The organism is Paenibacillus sp. FSL R7-0331 (genome assembly GCF_000758645.1).
GTDB classification, from domain to species: domain Bacteria; phylum Bacillota; class Bacilli; order Paenibacillales; family Paenibacillaceae; genus Paenibacillus_AQ; species Paenibacillus_AQ camerounensis.
In genome coordinates, this window is record NZ_CP009284.1 from 3,385,548 (window position 1) to 3,411,910 (window position 26,363).

The 26,363-nt window shown below is 50.6% G+C and carries 28 protein-coding genes and 1 pseudogene; 25 read left to right on the top strand and 4 right to left on the bottom strand.

Features of this window, described 5'->3' with window-relative positions; translation table 11 throughout:
• The first annotated feature begins 69 nt into the window (after nucleotides 1–69).
• Entirely contained in the window at nucleotides 70–573 is a 504-nt protein-coding gene (locus tag R70331_RS14195) for a ferritin (RefSeq protein ID WP_042176531.1), read from the top strand.
• Between the two features lie 74 nt (nucleotides 574–647).
• Here the strand turns inward: R70331_RS14195 and R70331_RS14200 are convergent, their stop codons facing one another.
• Nucleotides 648–2,000 (bottom strand): PQQ-binding-like beta-propeller repeat protein, encoded by a 1,353-nt coding sequence (locus tag R70331_RS14200; protein WP_042176533.1) that lies wholly within the window; start codon nucleotides 1,998–2,000, stop codon nucleotides 648–650.
• 295 nt (nucleotides 2,001–2,295) lie between these two features.
• On the opposite strand from R70331_RS14200, the gene R70331_RS14205 reads away from it, so the two are divergent.
• The 14 genes and pseudogenes from R70331_RS14205 to R70331_RS14265 all read left to right on the top strand — a co-directional run bounded on the left by R70331_RS14205 (nucleotide 2,296) and on the right by R70331_RS14265 (nucleotide 12,943).
• Nucleotides 2,296–3,159: a cation diffusion facilitator family transporter gene (locus R70331_RS14205; protein WP_042176536.1), complete on the top strand. Its 864-nt coding sequence runs from the start codon at nucleotides 2,296–2,298 to the stop codon at nucleotides 3,157–3,159.
• 192 nt (nucleotides 3,160–3,351) lie between these two features.
• Nucleotides 3,352–4,251, top strand: coding sequence for an NUDIX hydrolase (locus tag R70331_RS14210; RefSeq protein WP_042176539.1), 900 nt, complete (start codon nucleotides 3,352–3,354; stop codon nucleotides 4,249–4,251).
• Nucleotides 4,252–4,279: 28 nt separating this feature from the next.
• A complete protein-coding gene (locus R70331_RS14215) occupies nucleotides 4,280–4,756 on the top strand; it encodes a riboflavin biosynthesis intermediates N-glycosidase (RefSeq protein ID WP_042176541.1) in 477 nt (158 codons plus the stop codon).
• A 17-nt stretch (nucleotides 4,757–4,773) separates the two neighbouring features.
• Nucleotides 4,774–5,148 (top strand): annotated as a pseudogene (locus tag R70331_RS14220) (TIGR02452 family protein); the annotation flags it as partial.
• Between the two features lie 221 nt (nucleotides 5,149–5,369).
• A complete protein-coding gene (locus tag R70331_RS14225) occupies nucleotides 5,370–5,780 on the top strand; it encodes a bacteriohemerythrin (protein WP_052380633.1) in 411 nt (136 codons plus the stop codon).
• Nucleotides 5,781–5,930: 150 nt separating this feature from the next.
• On the top strand, nucleotides 5,931–7,121 hold the full coding sequence (locus tag R70331_RS14230) for a metallophosphoesterase (RefSeq protein WP_042176543.1): 1,191 nt from the start codon (nucleotides 5,931–5,933) through the stop codon (nucleotides 7,119–7,121).
• Between the two features lie 84 nt (nucleotides 7,122–7,205).
• Entirely contained in the window at nucleotides 7,206–7,445 is a 240-nt protein-coding gene (locus R70331_RS14235) for a DUF3977 family protein (RefSeq protein WP_042176545.1), read from the top strand.
• 77 nt (nucleotides 7,446–7,522) lie between these two features.
• Nucleotides 7,523–7,972 carry a MarR family winged helix-turn-helix transcriptional regulator gene (locus R70331_RS14240; RefSeq protein ID WP_042176547.1) on the top strand — a complete coding sequence of 150 codons (450 nt, stop codon included), beginning with the start codon at nucleotides 7,523–7,525 and terminating at the stop codon, nucleotides 7,970–7,972.
• A gap of 111 nt (nucleotides 7,973–8,083) precedes the next feature.
• Entirely contained in the window at nucleotides 8,084–8,890 is an 807-nt protein-coding gene (locus tag R70331_RS14245; RefSeq protein WP_331281513.1) for an SDR family oxidoreductase, read from the top strand.
• Between the two features lie 111 nt (nucleotides 8,891–9,001).
• Nucleotides 9,002–9,679, top strand: coding sequence for a response regulator transcription factor (locus tag R70331_RS14250; protein WP_042176552.1), 678 nt, complete (start codon nucleotides 9,002–9,004; stop codon nucleotides 9,677–9,679).
• Nucleotides 9,676–10,839: a sensor histidine kinase gene (locus R70331_RS14255; RefSeq protein WP_231576477.1), complete on the top strand. Its 1,164-nt coding sequence runs from the start codon at nucleotides 9,676–9,678 to the stop codon at nucleotides 10,837–10,839. Before R70331_RS14250 ends, R70331_RS14255 begins: the two co-directional genes overlap by 4 nt.
• On the top strand, nucleotides 10,740–11,051 hold the full coding sequence (locus tag R70331_RS32085; protein WP_231576478.1) for a sensor histidine kinase: 312 nt from the start codon (nucleotides 10,740–10,742) through the stop codon (nucleotides 11,049–11,051). Before R70331_RS14255 ends, R70331_RS32085 begins: the two co-directional genes overlap by 100 nt.
• Before the next feature lie 69 nt (nucleotides 11,052–11,120).
• Nucleotides 11,121–12,239 carry an ABC transporter permease gene (locus R70331_RS14260; protein WP_042176554.1) on the top strand — a complete coding sequence of 373 codons (1,119 nt, stop codon included), beginning with the start codon at nucleotides 11,121–11,123 and terminating at the stop codon, nucleotides 12,237–12,239.
• The gene (locus R70331_RS14265) at nucleotides 12,236–12,943 is read left to right on the top strand and encodes an ABC transporter ATP-binding protein (RefSeq protein ID WP_042176557.1); all 708 of its coding nucleotides are present in this window, start codon (nucleotides 12,236–12,238) and stop codon (nucleotides 12,941–12,943) included. Before R70331_RS14260 ends, R70331_RS14265 begins: the two co-directional genes overlap by 4 nt.
• A gap of 42 nt (nucleotides 12,944–12,985) precedes the next feature.
• Here the strand turns inward: R70331_RS14265 and R70331_RS14270 are convergent, their stop codons facing one another.
• On the bottom strand, nucleotides 12,986–13,873 hold the full coding sequence (locus R70331_RS14270; protein WP_042176559.1) for a LysR family transcriptional regulator: 888 nt from the start codon (nucleotides 13,871–13,873) through the stop codon (nucleotides 12,986–12,988).
• Between the two features lie 181 nt (nucleotides 13,874–14,054).
• On the opposite strand from R70331_RS14270, the gene R70331_RS14275 reads away from it, so the two are divergent.
• Nucleotides 14,055–15,161, top strand: coding sequence for a YeiH family protein (locus R70331_RS14275; RefSeq protein ID WP_042176560.1), 1,107 nt, complete (start codon nucleotides 14,055–14,057; stop codon nucleotides 15,159–15,161).
• Nucleotides 15,162–15,198: 37 nt separating this feature from the next.
• On the opposite strand, the gene R70331_RS14280 is transcribed toward R70331_RS14275, so the two are convergent.
• Nucleotides 15,199–16,194 carry a helix-turn-helix domain-containing protein gene (locus R70331_RS14280; protein WP_231576479.1) on the bottom strand — a complete coding sequence of 332 codons (996 nt, stop codon included), beginning with the start codon at nucleotides 16,192–16,194 and terminating at the stop codon, nucleotides 15,199–15,201.
• A 378-nt stretch (nucleotides 16,195–16,572) separates the two neighbouring features.
• Here R70331_RS14280 and R70331_RS14285 point away from each other — a divergent pair, with 378 nt between their 5' ends.
• The 7 genes from R70331_RS14285 to R70331_RS14315 all read left to right on the top strand — a co-directional run bounded on the left by R70331_RS14285 (nucleotide 16,573) and on the right by R70331_RS14315 (nucleotide 23,383).
• Nucleotides 16,573–17,736, top strand: a complete 1,164-nt coding sequence (locus R70331_RS14285; protein WP_042176562.1) for a Gfo/Idh/MocA family protein — start codon at nucleotides 16,573–16,575, stop codon at nucleotides 17,734–17,736.
• Between the two features lie 26 nt (nucleotides 17,737–17,762).
• Entirely contained in the window at nucleotides 17,763–18,527 is a 765-nt protein-coding gene (locus R70331_RS14290) for a sugar phosphate isomerase/epimerase family protein (RefSeq protein WP_042176564.1), read from the top strand.
• Nucleotides 18,528–18,545: 18 nt separating this feature from the next.
• A complete protein-coding gene (locus R70331_RS14295) occupies nucleotides 18,546–19,634 on the top strand; it encodes a Gfo/Idh/MocA family protein (RefSeq protein WP_042176566.1) in 1,089 nt (362 codons plus the stop codon).
• A gap of 44 nt (nucleotides 19,635–19,678) precedes the next feature.
• A complete protein-coding gene (locus R70331_RS14300; protein WP_042176568.1) occupies nucleotides 19,679–20,713 on the top strand; it encodes a Gfo/Idh/MocA family protein in 1,035 nt (344 codons plus the stop codon).
• Nucleotides 20,714–20,793: 80 nt separating this feature from the next.
• Nucleotides 20,794–21,306 carry a peptide-methionine (S)-S-oxide reductase MsrA gene (gene msrA, locus R70331_RS14305; protein WP_042176570.1) on the top strand — a complete coding sequence of 171 codons (513 nt, stop codon included), beginning with the start codon at nucleotides 20,794–20,796 and terminating at the stop codon, nucleotides 21,304–21,306.
• A 215-nt stretch (nucleotides 21,307–21,521) separates the two neighbouring features.
• Nucleotides 21,522–22,880: a glycoside hydrolase family 64 protein gene (locus tag R70331_RS14310; RefSeq protein WP_042176571.1), complete on the top strand. Its 1,359-nt coding sequence runs from the start codon at nucleotides 21,522–21,524 to the stop codon at nucleotides 22,878–22,880.
• Between the two features lie 77 nt (nucleotides 22,881–22,957).
• Nucleotides 22,958–23,383, top strand: a complete 426-nt coding sequence (locus tag R70331_RS14315) for a MaoC family dehydratase (protein ID WP_042176573.1) — start codon at nucleotides 22,958–22,960, stop codon at nucleotides 23,381–23,383.
• A gap of 71 nt (nucleotides 23,384–23,454) precedes the next feature.
• On the opposite strand, the gene R70331_RS31105 is transcribed toward R70331_RS14315, so the two are convergent.
• Nucleotides 23,455–23,901 (bottom strand): GNAT family N-acetyltransferase, encoded by a 447-nt coding sequence (locus R70331_RS31105; RefSeq protein WP_081947619.1) that lies wholly within the window; start codon nucleotides 23,899–23,901, stop codon nucleotides 23,455–23,457.
• 313 nt (nucleotides 23,902–24,214) lie between these two features.
• Between R70331_RS31105 and R70331_RS14325 the strand changes: the two genes are divergently transcribed.
• Both R70331_RS14325 and R70331_RS14330 read left to right on the top strand, forming a co-directional pair.
• Complete coding sequence (locus R70331_RS14325; RefSeq protein ID WP_197071432.1) at nucleotides 24,215–24,922, top strand: response regulator transcription factor; 708 nt, start codon at nucleotides 24,215–24,217, stop codon at nucleotides 24,920–24,922.
• Nucleotides 24,919–26,334 (top strand): sensor histidine kinase, encoded by a 1,416-nt coding sequence (locus R70331_RS14330; RefSeq protein WP_042176576.1) that lies wholly within the window; start codon nucleotides 24,919–24,921, stop codon nucleotides 26,332–26,334. The genes R70331_RS14325 and R70331_RS14330 overlap by 4 nt, the downstream gene beginning before the upstream one ends.
• Nucleotides 26,335–26,363: the final 29 nt, after the last annotated feature.

A 26,363-nucleotide genomic window follows, 5' to 3' on the forward strand; every position in this document is an offset into this window, starting at 1 on the left:
GATGTATAAGATTAAGTGGTACATAGGTTTATAAGGTAACTAATTTTACAAGGATGAGGTGGCGTGTTAATGAAGGAAGATTTAATGAAGACACTCAATGAACAGATGAACTTTGAGTTTTATTCCGCTCATGTCTATCTGGCTATGGCTGCTTATTGTTCCGGTGAAAGCCTGGACGGCTTCGCTAACTTTTTCCTGGTACAGGCCGAGGAAGAGCGGTTCCATGCGATGAAGATTTACAGATTCCTCAATGACCGTGACTACCGCGCCACTCTGGCTGCACTGCCTGAGCCGAACAACACTTACACTTCCATGCTGGATGCATTCGAGCATGCCTATGCCCACGAGCAGCAGAACACCAAGAAATTCTATCACCTGGCTGATCTGGCGCTGGATGCGCGTGAGCATGCCACGATCTATTTCCTTAAATGGTTTATTGATGAGCAGGTGGAGGAAGAGGCACTGTTCAGCAATATTATCGCCAAGCTCAGACGGATTGAGACGGACAGCAATGCTTTCTATATGCTGGATAGTGAATTTGCAGCCCGTTCCTTTACACCGCCGGCTGAATAACCGCGCTCAGACAGACACGGAGATTATCCCCGTCAGGGATAGTACCCGTGTCTTTTTTTTGTAAGCATAATGGATTATTTAATTGACGCCGGAAGCTTGATGCCCATCAGCTTGCCTCCGCTCCGCACGATCAGCGTGCTGCCTGTTTTGAGGGTAGGCGCAAAATCGCGTGAACCGGTATTAACGGTGAACAGCGGTTTGAAGCTGATAAAATCGTAGGCATGAAACAGCCCGTCGGATTGCCCTGTGTATATGGTGGAGCCGAAGATATCAAGCTGAACCGCCGGATTTTCTCCAGCCGGGAGCCGCATTACCTGTCCGTTGGCTAATTTGAGTGCAGCAAGGGACTGGTCCCTGTAATTGATAAACAACATCCGCTGCTGGTGGACTTTGTAGAGTGGAGCTTCACTTTCAAGGATAGCCTGCTCCCATACCTGCTGCGGTTTGCCGTCTGCCGAATACTTCCAGAAGTCATACCTGGCCAGTGTATCTCCTTGGAAAATGTAGAGGCTGTCACCTTCGAGAAAAGCGGAGCCGTATGCACCTCCAGAACGGAACCCGATGTCCGGGTCGGCTGTTTCTGTCCAGCGGTATTGCCGCTCGCCTTTGATCTCGCCGGTTTTCACATTGATCACGGATACGGGGATTTTGCGGTTCACCGGATCTTCATCCAGCATTGCCAGATTCTTCACGGAGTATAGAAGGCCGTCCTTTATAGCCAGCGGCAGTTCGTGGCGGTACTGCTCCCACAGCTTTTTGCCGGATTCTGCATCGTAGGCAACGAGCGATGAAAGGGCTAAGACGCTTTCACCAATATAGGTGCGTAAGACTACTCCGTCTGCTTGGGCAAGCTGATCAAGGCCGAAGTAGCCGCTGTTTTCGTTGATCTTCCATTTGAGCTTACCGCTTACTGCATCAACTGCCGCAAGGTAGATTCCCTGGGTGACATAAACGGTATTGCCGATTTTTTGGATACTGGAGGCATTGGGCAACGCAAGATCTGTTGACCACAGCTTTGTACCGTTCTCCTTGACGGCATAGAGTGAGCCCTTTTGTGTAAGCCCGTAAATATTTCCGCTGTTATAGATGAAAAGCGGGGCAAGGGCACTGCCGAACTCCCACATTTTTTTGCCGGTAGCAGCCTTTAGTGCAATCAATTTGTAGTTATTCTGAAGGGCAAATACGGTGCCGTTTTCGGCGAGAGCTGTCACGGTCTGTGTGCTTTGCGGATTTTTTACAGCAGCAATAGTGAAGCTCCATAGCGGTTTGAGGACTGGTGCAGAAACTTTCGTGTAATAGGGATTGCCTGAAGTGATGATTGCGGATTCAGCAGAAGCATTAGGGGCAAGCCAGCCCGCAGCAAGCGGCAGTATTATAGCACCGATGGCTAATATCGTAGCTGCTTTGTACTTTTTTGTATATCCCATTATAACAACTCTCCCTTTGAGCGGAATGTATACATTGGAAATTTCTCTCTCTTTATAGACTCTTTTTTTTGAAAAAAGTTACATTTACGGTCAAAGTTATGATTGTGCTGACAGCTTATGGTATGAAAGTTGAACGGATGCAAACTATATTGCGTGCGGCAACACACTTCCGGCTGCCCAACTCTATTTAGGAGGGTTAACTATTACGCCGCCCGGCAACACTGTTTCTCTAGACCCACCCGGATGCCAGCGTGTAGTATGGAACAATACTAACTGTTTTGGAGGTTCTTTTGTTTTGGATAACTACAGCGACATCAAACAAAGTGAAAAAGGAGCCTGGCTAAGCCTGCTAGCGTACATAGTGTTATCTGCGGTCAAGCTGCTGATCGGGACCCACTCGGGCTCCCAGGCGCTGCTTGCGGACGGACTTAACAACAGCACCGATATCATTGCATCTATCGCCATTCTGATCGGTCTTAGAATATCGAGAAGGCCTCCGGATTCCAATCACAGCTACGGGCATTTCAGGGCAGAGACGGTTGCCGCACTGATTGCCTCATTCATCATGGTTGCTGTAGGTTTTCAAGTTCTGTACCAGGGTGTGAACAAGTTCATTCAGCCGGTGCTGGAGACGCCTGACCTGATTGCCGCATGGACGGCTGCAGGCAGCGCAGCGGTTATGGTGATCGTATACAGGTACAATATTAGACTGGCCCGCAGGCTGAACAGTAACGCAATGCAGGCGGTGGCGCAGGATAACCGTTCGGATGCGCTGGTCAGCATGGGTGCTTTTACCGGTATTCTCGGCTCGCAATTTGGCCTGCCATGGCTTGACCCCGTAACGGCGGTTATTGTCGGCCTGCTGATCTGCAAAACGGCCTGGGACATTTTCAGCAAGGCTACTCATGACCTGACCGACGGCTTTGATGCCGGACAGCTGGAGCTGATGAAGCAGACGGTCGCGGGAATTGCCGGTGTGGAATCCATCAAAGATATTAAAGCGAGAGTCCACGGCAACAATGTGCTGGTCGATACAACGGTGCTAGTCAAGCCCAGCCTGAATGTGGTGCAAAGCCATGATATAACTGAAGAGATCGAGGAACAGTTAAAGGGACAGTATAAGGTTTCTAATGTGCTGGTACATATTGAGCCGGTGTGAATTATGAATTGTGAATTGAATAGCGGTATGAGCGGAAAGTCTGAGCAATCAGGCTTTTTTCGTGTTGTTCCATCCATACTTAACCAATATATACTTGACTTCCGCATAGCTTATATGTATATAATGACAATATGATAATAACAATGTAGTAATAAGGTGAGATACTATTTACAAGCAGAAAAGGAGCGTTGTATGAATAAGCAACCGATAACCGATGCCCAGGGACTGACGGAAGGGCAGTTTCTGCAAAGCTATGATGCCGGGGCGTATGAGCGCCCGTCCGTAACGGTTGATATGCTGATTTTTACCGTAATGGAGCAGGAGCAGAATAACTACCGCAAGCTGTCTGAGAAGTCACTTCAGCTTCTGCTGATTAAGAGAGGCCAGCATCCTTACCTTGGACAATGGGCATTGCCGGGAGGCTTTGTTTCTGTAGAGGAGAGCATTGAGGATGCCGCGAGAAGAGAGCTTTATACTGAGACGAATATTGATAACATTTACATGGAGCAGCTCTATACCTGGGGGGATGTAGGACGTGATCCGCGTATGCGTGTCATCAGCTGCTCATATATGGCGCTGGTTGACCGGACGACGCTGAATGTACAGGCAGGCGATGATGCGGATGATGCCGTGTGGTTTGAGGTAACGCATCAATTACTCGATACGGTCCGCACGGAGCTTAATCAGGGATTCGAGCTGGAGACAATGATCCGAATTACGCTGCAAAATGAGCAGACAACACTTACCGGTGTGGTTAAGCATACAGTGACTGTCCAAGGGCATGTCCGCAAATCGCATAGCCGGATCATCGAGAGCGACGGCTTGGCCTTTGATCACCTGCTGATGGTTCAGTACGCGATTGAACGCCTGCGCGGCAAGGTTGAGTATACAGACATTATTTTTAATCTGATGCCTCCGCTGTTCACCCTGTCTGAGCTACAGCGGGTCTATGAGATTATTCTGGGCAAAGAGCTACTGGCCGCAGCCTTCCGCAGGAAGATCGCCGACAGTGTGACTGAGACGGATGAATACACAAAAGACGCCGGACACCGGCCTTCAAGATTGTACCGGTATAACATGAATAAAGAATAAACAGGACGGGACAGAGGTGTTATGTAAGATGGAAAAGTTCACCTATTTCTATAAAAGTCATTCTCCCTTTTCACAATGGTATCCGTGCTCGTTCACAGTAGGTGATAACCATTTTAACAGTGCGGAGCAATATATGATGTACGGGAAGGCTATTTTATTCGGGGATGAGGAACGGAGCCGGAAGATTCTGCTGGCCCGCATCCCCAGAGAACAAAAGGAATTAGGCAGACAGGTTAAGGGCTTCGAACAAAGCGTGTGGGTGCAGCATTGTAAAGCTATCGTCTACGAAGGGAACAAAGAGAAATTTATTCAGAACGAAGAGCTGCTTCAGCAGCTGCTTGACACCCAAGGCACTACACTCGTGGAAGCAAGTCCGACAGACCGGATCTGGGGTGTAGGCTTGACGGAGGATAATCCGGCGATCCGCAGCAGAAGTACATGGCGCGGCTCGAACTGGCTAGGAGAGGTTCTGACCAGGCTGCGGGATGATCTGATCAAGGGGTAGCGTGTGTTCCGGTATTCCGTGACACACGGGATCTGCTGCTGGAGGAGCCGTATACGGTATCGGTGATTACAGCCTCAGCCGTCAATGCGGGTGTAGTCAGGGAACGGGACCCGCAGGAGGTACCGCTGATTGCCGGAGTGATGCTGGAGCGGATCCGATATATCCTTGCGGTTGCTGCGGATCAGGGGCACCGGGCCATTGTGCTTGGAGCGTTCGGCTGCGGTGTATTCCGCAACGACCCGGTAGAGGTTGCCGGATTCTTCCGGAAGGTGCTGCTGGAAGAGGGCTATCAGGCGCTTTTTGACAAGATTGTATTTGCGATTCTTGACCGTTCACCGGGGCAGGCCGCAATCAACGCCTTCCGGTGCGAGCTTCAGAACTCCAGCCTATAAGATTTCATAAGGGGAAGGATTGACCAGCCCAATATTGATCAACAGCAGCTTAACTGCAGTGACAAATTACGCAAGAGCATATCTTGCGTTTTTTTGCATTAAAATGTAAAAGAATGTCTAATTGTTGTGATGTTGTTCACAGAACATGCGCATGGAAACGGCGAAAATAAAGGAGGTTGTATCTGTATACTAGTGAAATATGGAAAAGGGCAAGGTGAGCTATGATCCACTGGAAGGAATCGTACGACATCGGTGTGGAGCAAATTGATTGCCAGCACAGACAGCTGCTTGTGAAGCTGAACGAATTTTTTGACGCGTGCACCAATCAGAAGGGCAAGGAGCAAATCGAAGAAACACTGAGATTCCTTAAAGAGTATACGCTTGAGCATTTCAGCAGTGAAGAGCAGCTGATGAAGGACATTGATTTTCCAGAGCTGGCTGAGCATCAGAAGACGCATGCTGAATTTGTAAAGACAGTACTTGAGCTGGAAGAAACGGTTAAGACCAAGGGAGTATCCGTACTTTCGACCATTAAGCTGAACCGTACACTCACAGACTGGCTGCTCCAGCATATCAGCAAATGCGACCAGCTGATCGGCGATTGTATCGCTAACAAGGGTAAGGCAGTATAACTACATAAAGATGGATTCGAAGATGCCGCAGGGCATTTTCTTTTTTTTATTTTGTAGTATACACCGGGCAGAATTTATACCTGGCAAATACTTTGTGATATGATTTGAACTAGACCGTAAAGATAGGCTCTATGCTAAAGGAGTGGGATCATGAAAAACCTGCGCATGCTGCTGTCAGGAACTGTAATGCTGCTGGTGCTGGGACTTGTTAACTTCTATATCGGGTATCATCTCTGGGTTTTGCTGGAGGAATTCGTGCCGGGTCTTTCTGCAGGCTTTTACTGGACGGTGTTCATGGTCATTGCTTTTGCATATATGATTGGAATGGTGCCGTGGCCGAAAAGCTTGAAGCCTGCAGCCAGATTGTTCAAGGTGGTCGGCTCTTATTATCTTGCCTGTATGGAGTTTGCCGTTATTATGCTGCCGCTGACCGATTTACTCTATTGGATACTGGGTCTGACGGGTGTCGAACGCAGTCTATTTACTGCTGAAGCAGGGGCGACCCTGTTGCTGCTGCTTGCCGTATTCCTGATCTGGGGCTCACGCAATGCCTGGAGTACTATTGTACGCTCCCATCCGATCCGGATTGATAAGTCCACCGGAACGAGCAGCCCGCTTACTGTCGCTGTGGCATCCGACCTGCATCTGGGAAATATCGTCGGCAACCGCCATCTGCGCAAAATGGTAGCTGAAATCAACCGGATGAACCCGGATATCGTCCTGCTGGCAGGTGATGTGCTGGATGACAGCATTGAGCCGTTCATCCGCAACCGGATGAGCGAGCAGCTGAAGCAGCTGAAAGCCCGCCACGGCGTGTATGCCGTTCTCGGCAACCATGAATATTACGGCGGTTCTATCGCACAATACACCCGGGTAATGGCGGACATTGGTATTAAGGTGCTGCAGGATGAGGTTGTTGAGACCGGAGGCGTATACATTGTCGGGCGTAAGGACAAAACGGCGGAGTCCATGGAAGGCGGCAGAAAAAGTGTCGCTGCGCTGCTTGAAGGACTTGACCATTCACGGCCAATCCTGATGATGGATCATCAGCCTACCGGATTTGATATTGCCGCCAAGGCGGGAGTGGATGTTCTGCTGTCAGGACATACCCACCGCGGCCAGATCGCACCCAACCACTGGATTACGAGACGTCTGTTCGAACTGGACTGGGGTTATCTGCTTAAAGAGAAGCTGCATGTCATTGTCTCCTCGGGATATGGAACCTGGGGACCGCCGATCCGGCTCGCCAGCCGCTCTGAGCTGATCAGGCTGGAGGTGCTGCCGGAAGGCAGCAGGAGCTATAACGAAGAACCGCTGTCTGCGAAGACTGTGCTGGCCTAAGCGCTATTTGATTTGATGTTATTCGCCCCCTGTCTGTATTCTCAGCAGATAAGCAGGGGGCTATTACTATTCGGAGGGAAGCTCATGAAATATGTTGAGATTGGACTGGGCAACCGCTGGCTGGTGCGCACAGAAACGGAGCTGGCGGATGGCAGCGAATATGAGCAAAAAGGAATGGTGAGGCCGATTAAGCTGCATTCAGTATACATAAGATGCTGGGCCGGGCACACCGTATATGTGTTTGACATCAGATCAGGCTTCAAAAGAACCCGCAAGAGCAGGAAAGCAGTTAAGCTCATCTTCGGCATCAGCAGTTACCTGTAATCATATTCTTTGACAGCGGTGGATGGAAAAGGTACATTAAAATAGTTAAGCTATTAACTAATTGGAGCTGAACTGTAATGAAGGATGATTTACACAAGCTGGTGCTGGAGCAGCCGCCGGCAACCGAAGCTTTTTTCACACTGGTAGAGACTACGGCAAATGCGGTTGCTGTATCGGAAAAATATTGGCAGGCGCATGGACTAAACGGGGCGCGGATACGGATTCTGGTCGAAATCGCCAAGCATGGCGGCAGTATTCTGCCTTCGGCGCTGGCTGAAAAGATCGGCGTGAGCAAGGCCAATATCAGCCTGCTGCTGTCACCGCTGGAAAAGGAAGCGTATATTGCCCGGGCGGGTCACGCCGAGGATGGCCGGAAGACTGTAATCTCCATTACGGAACAAGGGCAGTCGCTGCTGCTTGAGCATTTACCGGAGAACCGGCAGGCTGTTGCAGAAGTGATGAACCGGCTGGATGAACAGGAGCTGCGTCAGCTGATGCGCTTGCTGGGGAAGCTGAACCGACCTTAGTTCACAGTAAATAGGCTTATGGAAGCGAAAGAGTTTAATGTGTTTCCCCGTCCATTTAGTTAAGGGCTTAACTATAATGCCTTTAAGAAAGGGAGTATCACTTTGCGAATCATGATTACAGGAGCAACCGGTCAGCTTGGAGGCTTAATTATTGAAAATCTATTGCAAAAGCTACCTGCCGGTAACTTAGTTGCCGGTGTACGCAATTTAAGTAAAGCTGCCTGGCTCCGGCAGTCAGGCATTGAAATCCGCCACACGGATTATGACCTTCCGGAGTCGCTGGAAACGTCATTTGCAGGCATCTCACGCCTGCTCTTCATATCCAGCCCGCATCAGGAGGATACCGTCAGGCTTTTACAGCACAAGCGGGTAATTGAAGCGGCTAGGAGAGCAGGTGTGGGGCATACGCTCTATACAGGCTTTGCCTTTTCACACCAGGGGAGTATAGACAACATCCATACGCTCACTGAACAGGCAATTCTGGACAGCGGGATGAAGTATACTTTCCTCAGAAACGCGCTTTACATGGATTTTGTGAATGTACTTGATTTGAACGAGGCGATCAGCAGCTCTGTGCTGAACACACCTCCGGGAAATTGGCGGTTTAACGCTGTCCCGCGCAGTGATCTGGCCTTAGCGGCAGCGGAAATTGTTGCATCTGACGGACATGTGAATAAAAGCTATGATTTAACTGCCCCGCACGCCTGGACATTTGCAGATCTGGCCCATGCCCTGACAGAGTTATCCGGGAAGCCGGTTATCCACCGGGAAGACCCAAAGATACAGCACTGGATCTACAATTGGCTGTCGGCAATAAACACCGCTTCAACCTCGCGTGATCTGGAGCGATGGATGGGGCGGCCTGCTGCTTCGCTGAAGGAGAGTGTTGCGCCTTTTATCAGCCGTCAGCAGGCTTAGTCATTGTTAACATAAGTGAATAGATATGTATGATAAGCTGTCCGGTTGTCATCCTCAAGTATTGTTGCTACCATATAGAACAGCTAGATTTGATAACGGGAGTGGACGATAATGAAAAAAATTCTGGTTGCCGACGATGATGCGAATATCCGCACTCTGCTGCGGCATGTATTGACCCGGGAGGGTTATCTTGTGGTTGAAGCGGGGGACGGACGGGAGGCGCTCGGGCTGCTCAAGGAGCACACAGTCGATCTGGCGGTTGTGGATGTAATGATGCCGCTGATGGATGGACTGGAGCTGTGCCAACATATACGGGAGACCTATGATATACCGATTATTCTGTTAACCGCGCGCCAGCAGCTTAGTGATAAGGAGCAGGGTTATCTGCACGGGACGGATGATTATGTGACAAAGCCGTTCGAGCCCGAGGAGCTGCTGTTCAGAATGAAGGCTTTGTTCCGCCGGTATTTAGTGGCATCGGATGACCGGATCCGTCTTAATTCCCTCGTCATTGACCGCAAGAATTATGAGATCAGTGACGGAAATGATGTACTGCTGCTGCCGGTAAAAGAATTCGAGCTGCTGGCCCAGCTGGCGCAGTACCCGGGGAGATTATTTTCGCGCAGTGAGCTGATTGAGCTGGTGTGGGGAGCGGATTATGAAGGGGATGAGCGGACGGTGGATGTGCATATCAAGCGGCTGCGCCAGCGGTTCGCGGATTACCAGAATGATTTCCTGATCCGGACCGTGCGCGGAATCGGCTATAAAGTGGAAATGGTGAATTCATGAAATCAATGTATGTAAGAATGTGCCTGCTGTTCTGTTCAATGATTGTCATGAGCAGTGTGCTAGGCTTCCTGGTGTCCAATCTGTATTATCAGGCCCGTATCAAACCGCAAAACGACGCCAAGCTTACCAAAATGGCCATCGGGATGCAGCAGTTCATCCAGGATCATCCGGACAGTGCAGGAGAATACCTGCTAAGTACGGCATCAGTAGGCTACAAGCTGTATCTCACCAACGGGGAAGGGGAGGAGCGGTTCTACGGATTGCCTTTCCGGAGTAATGATCTCCCTGCAGATAAGCTTCAGCTGGTACTGGACGGTAACGTTTATCACGGCGTGGCAGACTTTCCGGGCAGTGCGTTTATTACCGGATTTTTTGATAATCAGCTCAGCAATTCAATCGGCGTTCCGGTTCTGCTGGACGGACAGACCTACGCGCTGTTTATGCGGCCGGATGCGCAAGTACAGTTCGGCGAGCTGCGGCTGTTTTTTGCCATGCTGATCGGGTTCAGTATTCTGTTCAGTCTATGGTTTGTGGTGGTTGCCGTGCTGCATGTGGTCAAACCGATTACCCGGCTTACAGCTGCCACACAGCGTATCTCCATGGGCAGATACGATATCAGGCTGAACACAAGACGTCGGGATGAGATCGGCCAGCTGGCCTCCCATTTCATGATCATGAGCCGGGAGCTGGAGCGGACGAACCGGGCACGCCAGGAATTTGTTGCCAATGTCTCGCATGAGATTGAGTCGCCGCTGACCTCCATTCAGGGATTTACACATGCGCTAAAAGATTCTGCGTTACCGGAAGGCCAGCGTCTGGAGTATCTCTCCATTATTGACCAGGAGAGCCGGCGACTGTCCAAGCTGAGCAAGCAGCTTCTTACGCTGTCTACACTCGATTATGACGAGAACGCGCTGCAGAGAGAGAGGGTAGGTCTGCGGGCCCAGCTCCGCCAGGTCATCCAGACTATGGAATGGCGGCTAACCGAAAAAGAACTGGCGGTCCGTCTGCACGCTGAGGAGATTACCGTTATGGCAGACGCGAATCTGCTTCATCAGGTATGGATGAATCTAGTATCGAACGCAATCAAATATACACCCGCCGGGGGACAATCACCCTGTCAGCTTCAGCAGCCAACGGCATTTGTACCGTTACGGTAGCGGACACCGGTGAAGGTATTTCTGCTGCCGAGCTGCCGATGATTTTTGACCGGTTCTATAAGGTGGATAAAGCACGTACTGCGGGCAGCAACAGCAGCGGTCTGGGGCTTTCCATCGCCCAAAAGATTGTCATGGCGCATAACGGCACCATTGAGGCTGCCAGCACCGTTGGGGAGGGCACTTCTTTTACTGTCACGCTGCCGCATCTGTAATCGTTTATTCATACTCCGTTCATTTTCACCCTTTACACTGTTGCCATACAGAGATGAGGGAGTGGTAGTATGTTTTTGGCATTAAGGGAAATGAGGCACTCCAAGGCAAGATACAGCCTTATTATGGTGATCATGCTGCTGGTTTCGTTCCTGGTGCTGTTCGTGACCGGGCTGGCCCGCGGGCTGGCATATGCTAATATTTCTGCTGTGGAAAATATGCCGGCGAGCTATTTTGCAGTCCAGGATGATGCGGAGCATGCCTTTAGACGTTCACAGTTAAGTGAAGCGGAGCTGGCTGCAGCCATGTCCGTTGTCGGTGCCGGTAACGCTGCAACACTTGCTGTGCAGACAAGCACAGTAACGGCTGAGGCTGCAGAGGTAAAAGCGGATATCACCTTTTTTGCGGTAGATATGGACGGGATGCTGGCACCTAAGGTAGTACAGGGTGAGGCTTTAACCAATGCTTCTCAGGGAAGTGCTATTGTGGACTCCAAGCTGGAGAAATCCGGCATTGCAGTCGGGAGTACAATAGTTGACCAGGCATCCGGGATGAGCTTCAAGGTGGCAGGCACTGTTGAGGACAGCTCCTACAGCCACATGCCGGTCGTGTATATTACCAAATCGGATTGGCAGGTCATGAAGGGAGGAGCAGTGCAGGAAGGCTCAGCCCAGCTGTCTGCCCCATACAATGTAATCGCGCTAAAGGCAACTTCCGCAGAGGCTGATCAGGTCGCTGGCAAGCTGGATCATGTTGAAGTGATTACGCAAAAGCAGGCCATTTCGAGCATTCCGGGCTACGCTTCTGAACAGAATTCCCTGCTCATGATGATCGCATTTCTGTTTGTCATTGCAGCGTTTGTGCTGGCCGTGTTCTTCTACGTTATCACGATCCAGAAGACAAGCCAGTTCGGCATCCTGAAAGCGATGGGCACAAAAATGTCCTACCTTGCCTGGAGTGTAGTGGGCCAAGTGCTTATCCTCTCTGTGGCGAGCCTGGCGGTCAGCCTGCTGCTGACCTTCGGTATGAATATGGGACTGCCGGATACGATGCCGTTTCAGCTGGAGCGTTCGACCATCCTTTTGACCTGTGTATTGTTTATCGGCATGTCTCTGCTCGGTGCATTGATTTCTGTTGTGAGAGTAGCCAAAGTGGATGCTTTGGAAGCGATAGGGAGGGCTGGGGCATGAGTGCAATGCTGATGATGAAACAGGTTACCAAAAATTACGGGGACGGCGGCCGGACGATGTCGGTGCTCAACAAGCTGGACCTGACAGTGAATGCGGGAGAATTCATCGCTGTGCTGGGACCTTCCGGTTCAGGCAAGAGTACCTTTCTCTCTGCGGCAGGAGCGCTTTTGACACCGACCAGCGGGGAAATCTGGATTGACGGCGAATCATTGACTAATAAAGATAAGCGGGAGCTGACAGAACTGCGGCTGCAAAAAATCGGCTTTATGTTCCAGAATGCACAGCTCCTGCCCTACCTGAAAGTAGAGGAACAGCTGCTGTACGTCGCCAGACTGGCTAAGCTGGGGACCAAAGAGTCCAAGGAACGGGCTGCCGGCTTGATGAAGCGGCTCGGAATCTGGGAACGCCGGAGCCATTATCCCGAGAAGCTGTCCGGGGGCGAGAAGCAGCGGGTGGCGATTGCCCGGGCCTGGATGAACAAGCCTGCCATTCTGTTTGCCGATGAGCCGACGGCCAGCCTGGATTTCGAGCGCGGGAGAGAGGTCGTCCGGATGATAGCTGACGAGGTGCGCAGCGAGGGCAAGGCCGCTGTCATGGTGACCCATGACGAGCGGATGCTGGACTGGTGTGACCGTGTGCTGCATCTGGAGAATGGAATGCTGGCGGAGCATCAGAACACAGGAGCTGTCACTGTTCAAGTATAATCATTTATAATGATAAGCCTGATTTCTCTCGATGAGATGGAATCAGGCTTTTTCGGCTGTAAGCAGCTTCTCCAGGAATACCCGGCTAGCCATTCCTATCTGGTTTTCTTTCCGGCGGATAATCAGGAACTCTCTTTCCGGCAGCTTCTGCCGGGTTCTGAGCTCGCTGATCTCTCCGCTGCCCAGCTCCTTGCGTACAATCCAGCGGGACAGCAGAGAGATGCCGAGACCGGCGGCAACAGCCTCCTTCACGCCCTGGCTGCTGTTGAACACATAGGAGCGCTTGGCGGAGAGCTGTGCTTCCTGCAGAAAATGATCGCTGTAAGCACGCGTGCCGGACCCGGGTTCCCGCAGGACCCAGACTTGATTCTGCAGCATCTCATTATCTACAGCGAGTGCTGCGGTGAGCGGGTGTCCGGCGGCAGCGGTAACGATCATCTCATCCTTCATATAGGGGATAATATCCAGCTCAAAGTCGCGGGTTTCACCTTCTATGAAACCAATGTCCAACTGGTTTGACTTCACCGCCGCAATGATTTCCTCGGTATTCCCTATCGTAACCTGCACTTCGACCTGCGGATACTGTCTGGCAAAGCCGGCTAATTGGCCCGGCAAAATGTACTCACCGATAGTAAAGCTCGCCCCAAGATTAAGGCTGCCCGTGACTTCATCCCTCAGCAGCCGGATCTCCTGTGCAGCTTCCTCATAATGGGCGAGAATTTGCTTCGCATGCTTAAACAGCACGGCGCCAGCCTCTGTAAGCCGGACCGACTTTGGGGAACGGTGCAGCAGCTTGCTGCCCAGCTCATTCTCCAGGTTGCGGATGTGCAGACTGACTCCGGGCTGTGACAGGTTCAGCAGCTCCCCGGCTCTGGAGAAGTGCCGCTGCTCAGCAACGGTTACAAATACCCGCAGTGCATCAACGATCATTATAATCCCTCACTTGTAGCTTGCTTAGATATTAACTTATTCATAATAGCATACTGCCCAGGTCAATCATAAGTAATTGTTATGATTGAAATAGCAAACCGGTATTTCACATTCCATCCGCGCATCCGTATAGTTAAGGCAGAGCAGCCGCCAGAGATGCGGCAGACAGGGAGAGGAAGTTATGCACATCCAATTCTTTCAGCACTTTAACCGGCTTGGGGCGGAAAGTAAATATGAGTGGGTTATTAACCGGACCCGCAGGCTTGGCAGAGGGCTGCTGATTACCGCAGTGTTGGCGGCAGCGGCCAAGTATTTGGCTCAGCTGCCTTTTCTGAATATAATGGGCCAGCTTGTATTGGCAATCCTGCTTGGAATTCTGTTCCGCGCCGCGGCAGGCTTGCCGGAAAAAGCAGCGGAAGGCATTCAATTTTCCGCGAAGAAAGGGCTTAGAGCAGGAATTATCCTGCTGGGATTCAGGCTAAATCTGCATGATATCGTCCAGGCAGGCCCTAAAGTGCTGGCTTTGGCAGTAATGAACATAGTATTTACGCTTGTTACCGTATATCTATTATGCAGAGTCATGAAAATCGACCGGAGGCTCGGTATTCTGACCGCCTGCGGAACCGCAATCTGCGGAGCCGCGGCAGTAGCGGCAGTCTCCCCGCAGATTAAGGCTACCGATAATGAAACAGCTGTGATTGCCGCGACAGTTGCCGTTTTGGGTACTATTTTTACGCTTATTTATATTACAGCTTATCCGTTCCTCGGACTGGGCGAATCAGGATATGGTATTTTTGCCGGAGCAACGCTTCACGAGGTTGCGCATGTCATCGCAGCGTCAGTACCGGTTGGACAGCAGGCCTCCGATCTGGCGGTTATCGTCAAGCTCACCCGGGTAGCGCTGCTTGCACCGGTAGCACTGGGATTAGGCTTATGGGAAAACCGCCGTCAGCGCACTAAAAACGAAAATGCCCAGAGTAAAAAGGGGGAACACAGCAAAGAAGAAATTAACTGCCAGCCCAATAAGCTCCCTGTTCCCTGGTTTATCGGAGGATTTCTGCTGATGAGCGGTGTGAATACCTTAGGTATTCTTCCCGATGAGCTGACTGCCGGGCTACTTGTTCTGGCGTATCTGCTGCTTGCAATGGCTATGGCCGGACTTGGTCTTGGCATTGATCTAAAGACCTTTGGCCGTTTAGGGGGTAAGCCATTTGTAGCCGGTTTAGCCGGGTCCCTGCTGCTTTCCCTGCTTGGATATTTTCTTATTCAGCATATGGGCTTGATGTAGCTTTTCAATATGTGTGAAGCACTCTTAAACGGCTTCATTATCGCGTACTGCTGCGGTAGGCTGACGGCGATACGCCTGTTGTCTTCTTAAATACTTTGGAGAAGTGAGCCAGATCCATACCGACCTGCTCGGCGATGTCACCGATACTGAACTGGGAGCCGGACAGCTGCCGTTTGGCCTGCTCCATTCGTTTGTACTGCACATAATGCATCGGAGGCATTCCCATGAACTTCTTGAAATAAGGGATAAAATAATTCGGATGCAGATGTACAAGCGCAGCCAGCGCATCCACCTCCATGGGCTCATGAAGATGCTCCTCGATATATCCCAGGACACTGGCCAGCTTGCCGTGATCCCCCGTATGCGCTACATCATCCAGAAAGTTCGCATACCCGCCGCCCTCAAGGCACATAGCCAGCAGCTGCAGCAGGCTGGCCTGCCTGCGTAACGTGGACAGGAAGCTGTCATCCTGGAACAGATCAATCAGCTCATTAAAAATCGCCCGGACCGCGTCCGGATCAGCAACCTCACAAATATAGAGCTTACCTGCATTGTGGAACAATGGCCATTCCCCAATCTGCGCGTCAAAATGGCAATAATAACGCACATACCAATTATGCGCATACGTTACGGAGGTCTGAGTTGTCCCGGCCGGCATAATCATCAGATGACCGGCATGCGGGTAATGAGTCTCTCCGTTAATAATCACCTTACCTTCTCCGCTGTCAATGAAATACAGCCGGTTAAACGAGGGAGTCTCATTGCTGCGGTCCCAGCCCGGATATTTGCTGCTTAACTGGGCGTGAGTCACTCTCACCGTCAGATTCTGAAGCAGCCGTCCGGTCAGATTGCCTGTCTGGGTGCCGCTATGCCTATCAAATGTTCTACCTTGCACCCCCGTATTCGTCTTGTCCTTCTGCTTATCTTTAGTTGTATCATTCAACTCTTTCTTCCTCATCTTTTCATTCTTCAGCTTTTCATTCTTCATCTTTTCATTCTTCAGCGTTCCGTTCATCATGCCGGAAGCGTTCATTTCTGCTTTCCCTCCTTAATGGTTAAATATATATTTTGAACTTCAAATTAATCTATTTAGGGGAAAGTGGCGGAGGGGAATTTTGGAACTGTAGGAGCGGTAGCGACCGCCTTTGTCTGCGGATTTCAACCGCGTGCAGCGGTACAAATCAAGAAATCTGCAGACAACAGCGGCCGGAAGTCCAAACATTCTCTGGAGTCACGGCAGATCCATAAATGGTTACTTAGAAGTTAAATCTAGAGATTGAATCCATTATACCGCTTTCATTTGTACATTACATCTTAATAATATACAAAAACACCTTAATTCCGCTCATGTTCATTAAACGGATTTAGGGTTATTCTCATTTCATAAACATTTACAGGAGTGATCTTTCAGATGGATAAGGTCAGGTTTGGAATTATTGGTGTAGGCAACATGGGCAGGTCGCATGCCTTCAGTCTGTTGAATGAAGTGAAAGGCGCCGAATTGACAGCAGTCTGCGATATCAGCCCGCAGCGGCTGGAGTGGGCGGCGGAGCAGCTGCCGGAGCATGTCCTGCGGTTCAGCTCAAGTGAAGAGCTGTTCAAGTCTGGCAGCGTGGATGCAGTCCTGATCTCCACGCCGCATTACGACCATCCGCCGCTTGCGATTGAAGCGCTGAAGCATCATTTACATGTGCTGATCGAAAAGCCGGCAGGCGTATTTACCAAGGCTGTACAGGAAATGAACGATGTGGCTGCACAGAGCGACCGAAAGTTCGGCATCATGTACAATCAGCGCACAAATCCGCTGTACAGGAAGCTGAGAGATTTGATCACATCCGGTGAGCTTGGTGAGATCCGCCGCACTAATTGGATCATAACGGACTGGTACCGTTCGCAGAGCTATTATAATTCAGGCGGCTGGCGCGCGACCTGGGCCGGTGAAGGCGGAGGGGTGCTGCTGAACCAGGACCCGCATCAGCTCGATCTGTGGCAGTGGACAACCGGGATGATGCCGAAGCGGGTACGCGCCTTCTGCCAGTTCGGCAAATACCGTGATATTGAGGTTGAGGATGATGTAACGGCTTATGTAGAGTACGAGAATGGTGCGACCGGCCTGTTCATCACGACGACTGGCGAAGCACCGGGAACGAACCGCTTTGAAATTACCGGAGATAACGGCAAAATTGTTGTCGAAGACGGCAGCCTGACCTTCTGGCGGCTGCGTACACCGGAGCCTGAATTTAATGCCACCTATACCGGAGGCTTCGGGCAGCCGGAATGCTGGAAATGTGAAATCCCCGTAAATAAAAGTAACGGAGGCAGTCATCAGGGCATTCTGCGCAACTTCACGAATGCAATCCTGAACGATGAGCCTTTGATAGCTCCCGGAGAAGAGGGCATACGCGGCTTGACGCTGTCTAATGCGATGTATTTATCCGCCTGGACAGACAACTGGGTGGAGCTGCCGATTGATGCGGATCTGTTCCATGAACACCTGATGGAGAAAGTAAGAACCTCCACTTTTAAGAAGGAAACAAGCCAAGGGAAAGCGCTGGATGTATCAGGAACCCACTAAACCACAATAAGGAGCGATCCTGCATTATGAACTTATCTTCCATTGCTGCGCAAATGTACACACTCCGTGAATTTACCAAAACGCCGGAGGGCTTGAGAGAATCCTTTCAGAAGCTAAAAGAAATCGGCTACAAGGCTGTTCAGATTTCTGGCATCGGGCCGATTGATCCGCAATTGGTTAAGGAATATGCCGATGAAGCAGGGCTTGCCATCTGTGCGACCCATGTTCCCTGGAAGCGGCTGGTGAATGATCTGGAAGCGCTTGCGGCTGAACATAAGCTGTGGAACTGCAAATACATCGGGTTAGGCTCCCTTCCGGCGGAGTATCAGACCAGTCAGGAGGGCTACCGCAGCTTTGTCAGCCTAGCCTCTGAAATTGCCCGCATTTTGAAGGAGAAGCACGGCCTGCAGTTCATTTATCATAATCATGATTTCGAATTTGAACGCTTTGACGGTGTAACCGGAATGGATGTACTGATTAACGAAGGTGATGCTGATGTTCTGGGCTTCGAGCTTGATCTGTACTGGGTCCAGGCTGGAGGGGGGAGCCCGGTCAGCTGGGTTCGCAGGGTAGAAGGAAGAATGCAGGTTGTGCATCTTAAGGATATGGCAATTGTTGAACGGAAGACGGCTTTTGCTGAAATCGGGGAAGGGAATATGAATTATCCCGATATCATTGAAGCCTGCCGCGAGACCGGTGTGGAATGGTATGTGGTTGAACAGGATGTCTGCCGCCGTGATCCGTTCGAGAGTCTTGCCATCAGCCTGAATTATCTGAAAAAGCTTTTGTAGCCGGGAGGAGACCAGAGGATGAACCGCAAAGACGGAATGATGTACGCACCCAAAAATGAAGCACGTCCGGTAGTACAGCCTGGCGAATTCACATTTGCTGTTATTGCACTGGATCACGGACATATTTATGGCATGTGCAACGGGCTGATTGAGGCTGGAGCGGAGCTCAAATGGGTGTATGACCCGGATGAGGCCAAGGTTAACGCGTTTATCAGCACCTATCCGGGGGTTAAAGCGGCAAGCAGTGCAGAAGAAATCCTGGAGGACCCGGAGATCAGGCTTGTTGCAGCAGCAGCGGTTCCCTCAGAACGTGCGACGTTAGGAATCAAGGTTATGGAGTACGGTAAAGATTATTTTACGGACAAAGCACCGTTCACCTCGCTGGAGCAGCTTGCTGCGGCAAAGCTGCAGGTTCAGAAGACAGGCCGTAAATACATGAGCTATTTCAGTGAACGGCTGCATGTGGAGAGCGCAGTATATGCCGGACAGCTGGTGAAGCAGGGCGCTATCGGCCGTGTAATCCAGGTCATGGGTACCGGACCGCACCGCCTGAATGCGCCAAGCCGGCCGGAATGGTTCTTTCAGCGTGACAAATACGGCGGTATTATCTGCGATATCGGCAGTCATCAGATAGAGCAGTTTCTATATTATGCCGGCTGCAGCGATGCAAAGGTGCTGCACAGCAAAGTCGCTAATTACAACAACCCGGAGTATCCGGAGCTGGAGGATTTCGGGGATGTTACACTGGCCGGGGATAACGGGGCTACTCAATATTTCCGGGTGGACTGGTTTACGCCTGAAGGCCTGGGAACCTGGGGGGATGGCCGGACGGTAATTCTCGGAACCGAAGGGTACATCGAGCTTCGCAAGTATATTGATATCGGACGTTCCACGGAATCAGATCATGTCTATTGGGTTGACAGCGAGGGGGAGCATTACGAGCATGTGGCAGGTAAAGTGGGTTATCCGTTCTTCGGTGAGCTGATTCTCGATTGTCTGCACCGGACTGAAAAGGCAATGTCCCAGGAGCATGTATTCAAAGCTGCGGAGCTGTGCCTGATCGCCCAAGCCTCGGCATTGAATCTTACCCCGGAAACACTGAAGTAGGCTGAAAGTCAAACAGATGTGTAAAAAGAACGGATGGTGTTAACATGACTGCACTCGGAGCAGCAATCATCGGCTGCGGGGCAATAGCTCCGCTTCATGCCAATGCAATTGCTGCTATGGAAGGGGCACGGCTAGTCGCTGCAGCGGATAGTAATGACGCACAGGCGGCAGCCTTCAGCACACTGTACGGCTGTGAGACCGTGCCGGACTATCATGAGCTTTTGGAGCGGAAGGATATTGATGTTGTTCATTTGTGTACCCCTCATTATCTGCATGCGCAGATGGCGATCGACTGTCTGAATGCCGGCAAGCATGTCCTGACCGAAAAACCGCTGGCTGTTGATGTAGCTGCCGCCCGGCGGATTACTGAAGCAGCGGACCGCAGTAAGGGGCAGTTAGGGGTTGTATTTCAGAACCGTTATAATGAGCCCTCACAGAAGATAAGGCAGATTATAGTTAGCGGTGAGCTTGGACCGCTGTTGTGCATGAAGGCGGTTGTGACCTGGCACCGCAGTGAGCAGTATTACACAGAAAGCGGCTGGAGGGGCAAATGGGCTACCGAAGGCGGCGGGGTGCTGATTAACCAGACAATTCATACACTGGATCTGCTGCAATGGTTCGGCGGCGAAATAACATCCGTCAAAGGTAAGGTGAGCACAGATGTGCTGGATGACGTTATTGAGGTTGAAGACAGCGCGCACGCCTGCATTACTTTTGCTGATGGAGTCAAAGGGCTTTTCTACGGTACGAATGCTTATCCGGTAAATTCGCCTGTTGAGCTTGAGCTGGTGTTTGAGCAGGGGACGCTGCTGCAGCGCCGGGACTGTCTGTACCTGTGGCAAGACGGCCGTGAGAAGCTGCTGTGTGAGCCCGGTACCGTAACGAACGGCGGTAAATCTTACTGGGGTACGGGACATCAGCTGCTGATCAAGGATTTCTACCAGCATCTCCGGGATGGGCGTAAGTTCTGGCTGGATGGGCGGGAAGGCATCAAGGCGCTGGAGATCATTGCAGATATATACCGTTCATCGGACAGCAGAAAGCTTCCCGTAACCGCAGCTGCCATTCTCTCAAATTGACTTTACGGATAATTAGCCTTATCTTCATAACATGTGCTTTTATGATCTGCAGATGAGAGATAGGGAGAGGGAATGGGAGAATGGAACAGGCAATGTTTGCAGGAGGCTGCTTCTGGTGCATGGTTACTCCGTTTGAGGAGCTGCCGGGAATTCACGGAATCGTATCAGGCTATGCCGGCGGTACGGTGAAGAATCCGAGCTACGAGCAGGTTAAGACAGGAACAACCGGACATTATGAGGTCGTACAGATTACCTTTGATCCGCAGCTTTTCCCGTACGAGACTCTGCTGGAGCTGTTCTGGCCGCAGATTGATCCTACGGATGACGGCGGGCAATTTCAGGACCGGGGAAGCCAGTACCGGACAGCGGTATTCTACTATAATGACAGCCAGCGGCAGGCGGCAGAGGCCTCCAAGGAGCAGGTTGCGTTAAGCGGGAGATTTGAGGGGTCGGTCGTAACTGAAATTTTGCCGGCGCCGGTATTCTACCGTGCTGAGGAATATCACCAGGATTATCATAAAAAGAATCCCAAGCATTATAAAGAGGACCGCGAGCAATCGGGACGCGATACGTTTATATCAAAGCACTGGTAATGTTACGCTAATGTGAAGCCTTATTTCTTCTGACTTCTGGAGAAATAAGGCTTTTTGATTTTTTTGCAGCAAACCGTTTCACCCCAAATTTTGGGTGCGAAAACCGAAAATCTGCGCCTATAAAATAGGCCGAACCAAGCTTATAATCAGTGTTGAAAACGTAACCATAATTGGTTCGTGATTGATTATAAACCATAAAATGGAGGAAAAATGCGATGAGGAAAAAATGGCTTATGTCTGTGCTCATGCTTGTGCTCCTGCTCTCCTGTCTACCGTTGTCTGGTTCCAAAGCTTCCGCTGCCGATTATACTCAAGGTGCCAGTCTGTCAGGAGCAACGGCAACAATCTGGTTCAAATCTGCAGTCAGCACCTCATGGGTCGATGTACATTATAAAGTTAACAACGGTACACAGTTTAACTACCGTATGACCTACAACAGCAGTACAGCACGTTATGAGCAGGCAGTGAGCGGAATTCCAGCCGGAACAGCGATCAGCTATTTTTTCACATACAACAATGGCACTCCGGCATACGATACAGGCTGGTTTACCTGGACGGCCTCAGGCACAACACCAACCACACCGCCTAATTCTTCGAATTCCATCTATTCCATCACCGCAGCCTCCATACCTACAGCTCCAAACGGCTCGATGTCCCTCAAAGTAATGAACGGAACAGGTGGCACTTATCCCGATAACCAGATTTACTGGGGAGTTATCGGAATCAATCCGGCAAACGGTAAATGGAGCTATCTGGATCTAAGCGGCAATCTGCTGCCGATTTCAACTGCGCTTAATGATGCTTCCGGGCACCTGACTAAAAACGGGGTTAACTATGCCAACATTTATCACACCGTAAGCCAGGCCTCCTGGGTCAACCTGCCCAAAATCACCTCCGGGCGGATGTTCCTCAGTGTCGGCACCCCGCTCTATATCAAAACCTATGATGACGGCTTTGCCGGTCCGGATATCAACAATCCGACTGATCCGAACCGCAATATCTACTTTGATTTCATAGAGTTTACCGTTGATGCAACCGGCTACCATGGCAATACTACCCGCGTGGATGCCTTTGGATTCCCGATCCAGCACCGGCTGGTCAATACCAGCGGCTCCTTCGACCAGACTGTCGGTGAGCTGGAGTCAGAGACACGGGCTGGAATCTTCACGAAATACTCAAATGAAGTGCCTGCGGCATTTAAACCGCTTGCTACCCTCCAGGCTCCATACCGGATTGTTGCACCGATTTACGGGTCTTTTGCAGCCGGTGGTGCGAACGCCAATTATTTTGCCGGATATTCCAGCTACAGCACGCAGGATATTCTCCGCTGTGACGGTGCTCTCACCGATGCCGCTACCGCTGCTGCAATCAACCGCCATGTCTATACCACCAGCAACTGGAACAATGTAGCGAATTACTATAATGCAGCTCCAGCTAATTACTATGCGAAATTCTGGCATGACCATAGTATAAACGGTCTGGCTTACGGCTTTCCTTATGATGATGTCAACGGCCAGGCGGCATACCTGGAGTCCGGCAATCCCAAAGGCCTGATTATCCGCGTAGCCTGGTAAACTTAGCTCAAGTCTTGCTTCATTCTATCACCTTGATCTAATATAGTTACATACACAGACAACCAAGAGGTGGAAGAATGAAGTTTCATGAATTTAGCACCGGCCAGACCTTTAGAACGAATTCATTAAGTATAACTCCTGAGAATGTTAAGAGCTTTGCTGCAGAATTTGATCCGCAGTATATGCATCTGGACGAAGAACGGGCGAAGCAGGGGAGATTCGGCGGTATCATCGCATCGGGCATTCAGACCCTGGCCGTTTCCTTCAAGCTTTGGGTCGAAACCGGCACCTATGGTGAGGATATTGTAGCGGGGACAGCGATGAATAACATCCGGTTTATCAAACCCGTATTACCGGGAGATGAATTATATTGCATTGTGGAAGTAATAGATCTGGCCGAAAAGAAGAATGAGACAGGTCTTGTCACGGTAAGGCTGTCAACGTTCAATCAGACAGAGGTTAAGGTGTTTGAGGGCGAATTGACGGTGCTGGTGCAGAAGTAGAAGAATATCTGAAATGAAAAAACGGCAGTCCGGATCTTTAGAATCCGGCTGCCGTTTTTTGTCACATCATGTTAACTAATTTGCAGCAGACGTATGATTTCACCGTCTATTCCTTCTTCACTGACTTTATTAAACCCCAAGGATTCGTACAGCCTCCCCGCAGCCAGATTGTCCGGCCGGTGTCCGATCATGATCCGGGTACAATTGGAACTGCTCATAAGCTGAATCAATGCGTTCATTGCCGCTTTGCCCAAACCGTTACCCTGATGTTGTTCGTCGATCATAACGGCGGGAATCCAACAGTTACCGTCTTGATCCGGCTTCATACAAAATACGAGAAATCCGACCAAGGCCCCTTCTAAGTAAACGGCACGCAGTTCAAAGTCAGCAACATATTTCGATTCCGCGATCCAATAAACCACAGGTGCAGGAAAGATGTCCAACTGTCCGGGTTTGACTTTAAGCTTGGTGCATGCGTACCAGTTATCAGCCGTTACAGGCTTCAATTCAACGTTCATTTGATTGACCTCCCGAATGTAAATTCGCAGAGGAGCCCGTCCTCCGCAATTATGGTGCAATTCCTCTCGTATCAACAACTACATGGATATTCTTCATACCACATCACTCCTCTCGAAATGGAACCTACTGGTTATAGTATTCGCTTGTTAGGATTAAACCTCCTCTTACGGTTTGATTCCACATGCTTTCTACATATTTATGGGCTAAACTGCAGCTAGTGAACTACACAATGGAGCTGCTGCCGGCTTGTGCTTTTATTAAGGTATAATAAAAGAAAAGTGTAGTTCAGTACAATCACAAAGGGTGAATAGCTTGACGAAGCAGCAAGTACTGATCGTTGACGATGAATGGAATATGCGGAATCTGCTGCGGATTTATTTGCGCAGGGCAGGTTTTGACACAGAGGAAGCAGCCACAGGCCATGAAGCACTGCAGAAGATAGAACAGCAGGCGTTCAGTTTAGTGCTGCTGGATGTCATGATGCCGGATATGGACGGGTGGCAGGTCTGCAAGTCGGTCCGGGCCCGAAGTGATGTGCCCATCATTATGCTTACAGCACGATCAGAGACTAGAGATAAAGTGCTCGGGCTCGGGATTGGCGCTGATGATTATTTGTCCAAGCCGTTCGAGCCGGAGGAGCTGCTGGCCCGGATTCATTCTTTGCTGAGGCGTTCTATGTTAAATCGTACGGCTGTGCCGCAGAAGGAGGTTCTGAGCTTCCCGGAGCTGAATATTTATCCGGAAGCCCGCGAGGTGGAAATTAAGGGGGAGAAGGTTGTTTTTACGCTGAAGGAGTTTGATTTGCTTGCTGCGCTTGCCCGCGGCGGACAGCGTGTATATACCAGAGAGGAACTGGTTGAGCAGCTGTGGGGGAATGATTACGGAGGAGAAACACGGGTGGTGGATACCCATATCAAGAATATCAGAGAAAAGCTGCAAAAAGCGGAGCTTCCCTATCATCCGGTGCAGACGGTATGGGGTCTGGGCTATAAATTTCAGGCACCGGAGCATGCGGAATGAGGGGCAACAGAATTGGTTTTAAGCTTGGTCTGGCGATTATGTCCCTCTTTCTAGTCGTACTCCTGTCGCTGGGTGTGATGATCGACCGGATGTTCAGCAGCTTTTATTACCGGGAAATGCGGACTCAGGCCATGGAGCTGGCCTCACATTTTACAGCCATGGCTGAATCCGGCGATACGACCAATGAGCTGATGATGGGGTCTTTTGCAGAATTCACGGATGTCAGTATCTTTAATATTTCCCGGGACGGCAATGTAGAGCTTCACTCTGGTCTACATGATGCTGCGGACCGTACGTTTATACAAGACGAGGACCTTGAGCATATTTTTGCCGGAGCGGATAGCAGCTTTGTCTATTCTGATCCCGTCGGTCACCGTTATTTCGTTACGGCCCAGCCTATTAAACAGGGAACCAGCATCATTTCTGCGTTATATGTTATGTCCTCGATGGAGAATATGGATCAGACCCTTGCGGCTGTAAGGGATATTCTGCTGCTGGCAGGCGTTAGTGCCTTTGTGCTTGCATTGCTGATTACGCTGGTTATCGCCAGGATTTTGTCGCGTCCGCTTGTGCAAATGCAAAAGGCTACCCGCAAAATTGCAGCAGGTGAGCTGGAGACGAGGCTTACGATCAGCAGTAACGATGAAATTGGATCGCTGGCAGGAGCAATCAATGATCTTGCTGTCGATCTGCAGCGGTTCAGGGATACACGCCAGGAGTTTCTCGCTAACATTTCACATGAATTACGCACTCCTGTCACCTATCTGCAAGGCTATGCGAAGGTGGTACGGGATGGACTGTACGAAACCGAAGAGGAGCAGCAGCTGTACCTGAATATCATTCATCAGGAGGCGCACCGTATCCAGCATCTGGTGGACGATTTGTTCGAGCTGGCCAAAATGGAAGAGGGACAGATTCCGCTGCATATCGGACCGGTGGATTTTTCCGGCATAGCCGGACAGGCAGTCCGCAAGCTGGAGCTTACAGCCAGAGATAAGGGGATCAGGCTTCTTTTTAACGTAAGCGGAGCGGCTGCTCCTATACCCGGGGATGCGAAACGGATGGAACAAATTGTAATGAATATACTGGAAAATGCTGTCCGCTACACGGACGAGGGAGAGGTCCGGGTCCTGCTGCAGTATGATAGTGATAAGGTTAGTTTCATTGTGGAGGATACCGGGATTGGTATTCCTGAGGAAGAGCTTCCCTTTGTGTTTGAGAGATTCTACCGGGTGGAGAAATCTCGCTCACGGCAGTACGGCGGAACCGGGCTCGGTTTGTCCATTGTGCATAAGCTGGCGGGGCTATTAGGAGGAACGGTGAGTATATCCAGCAAGCCGGGGGCGGGCACGAAATGTGAGGTTGTATTTGAAAAAACAGATAAAACTCAAAAAGCAGAGCTTGTCCGGTAACCGGAGCTCTGCTTATTTGAGTGTTGTCA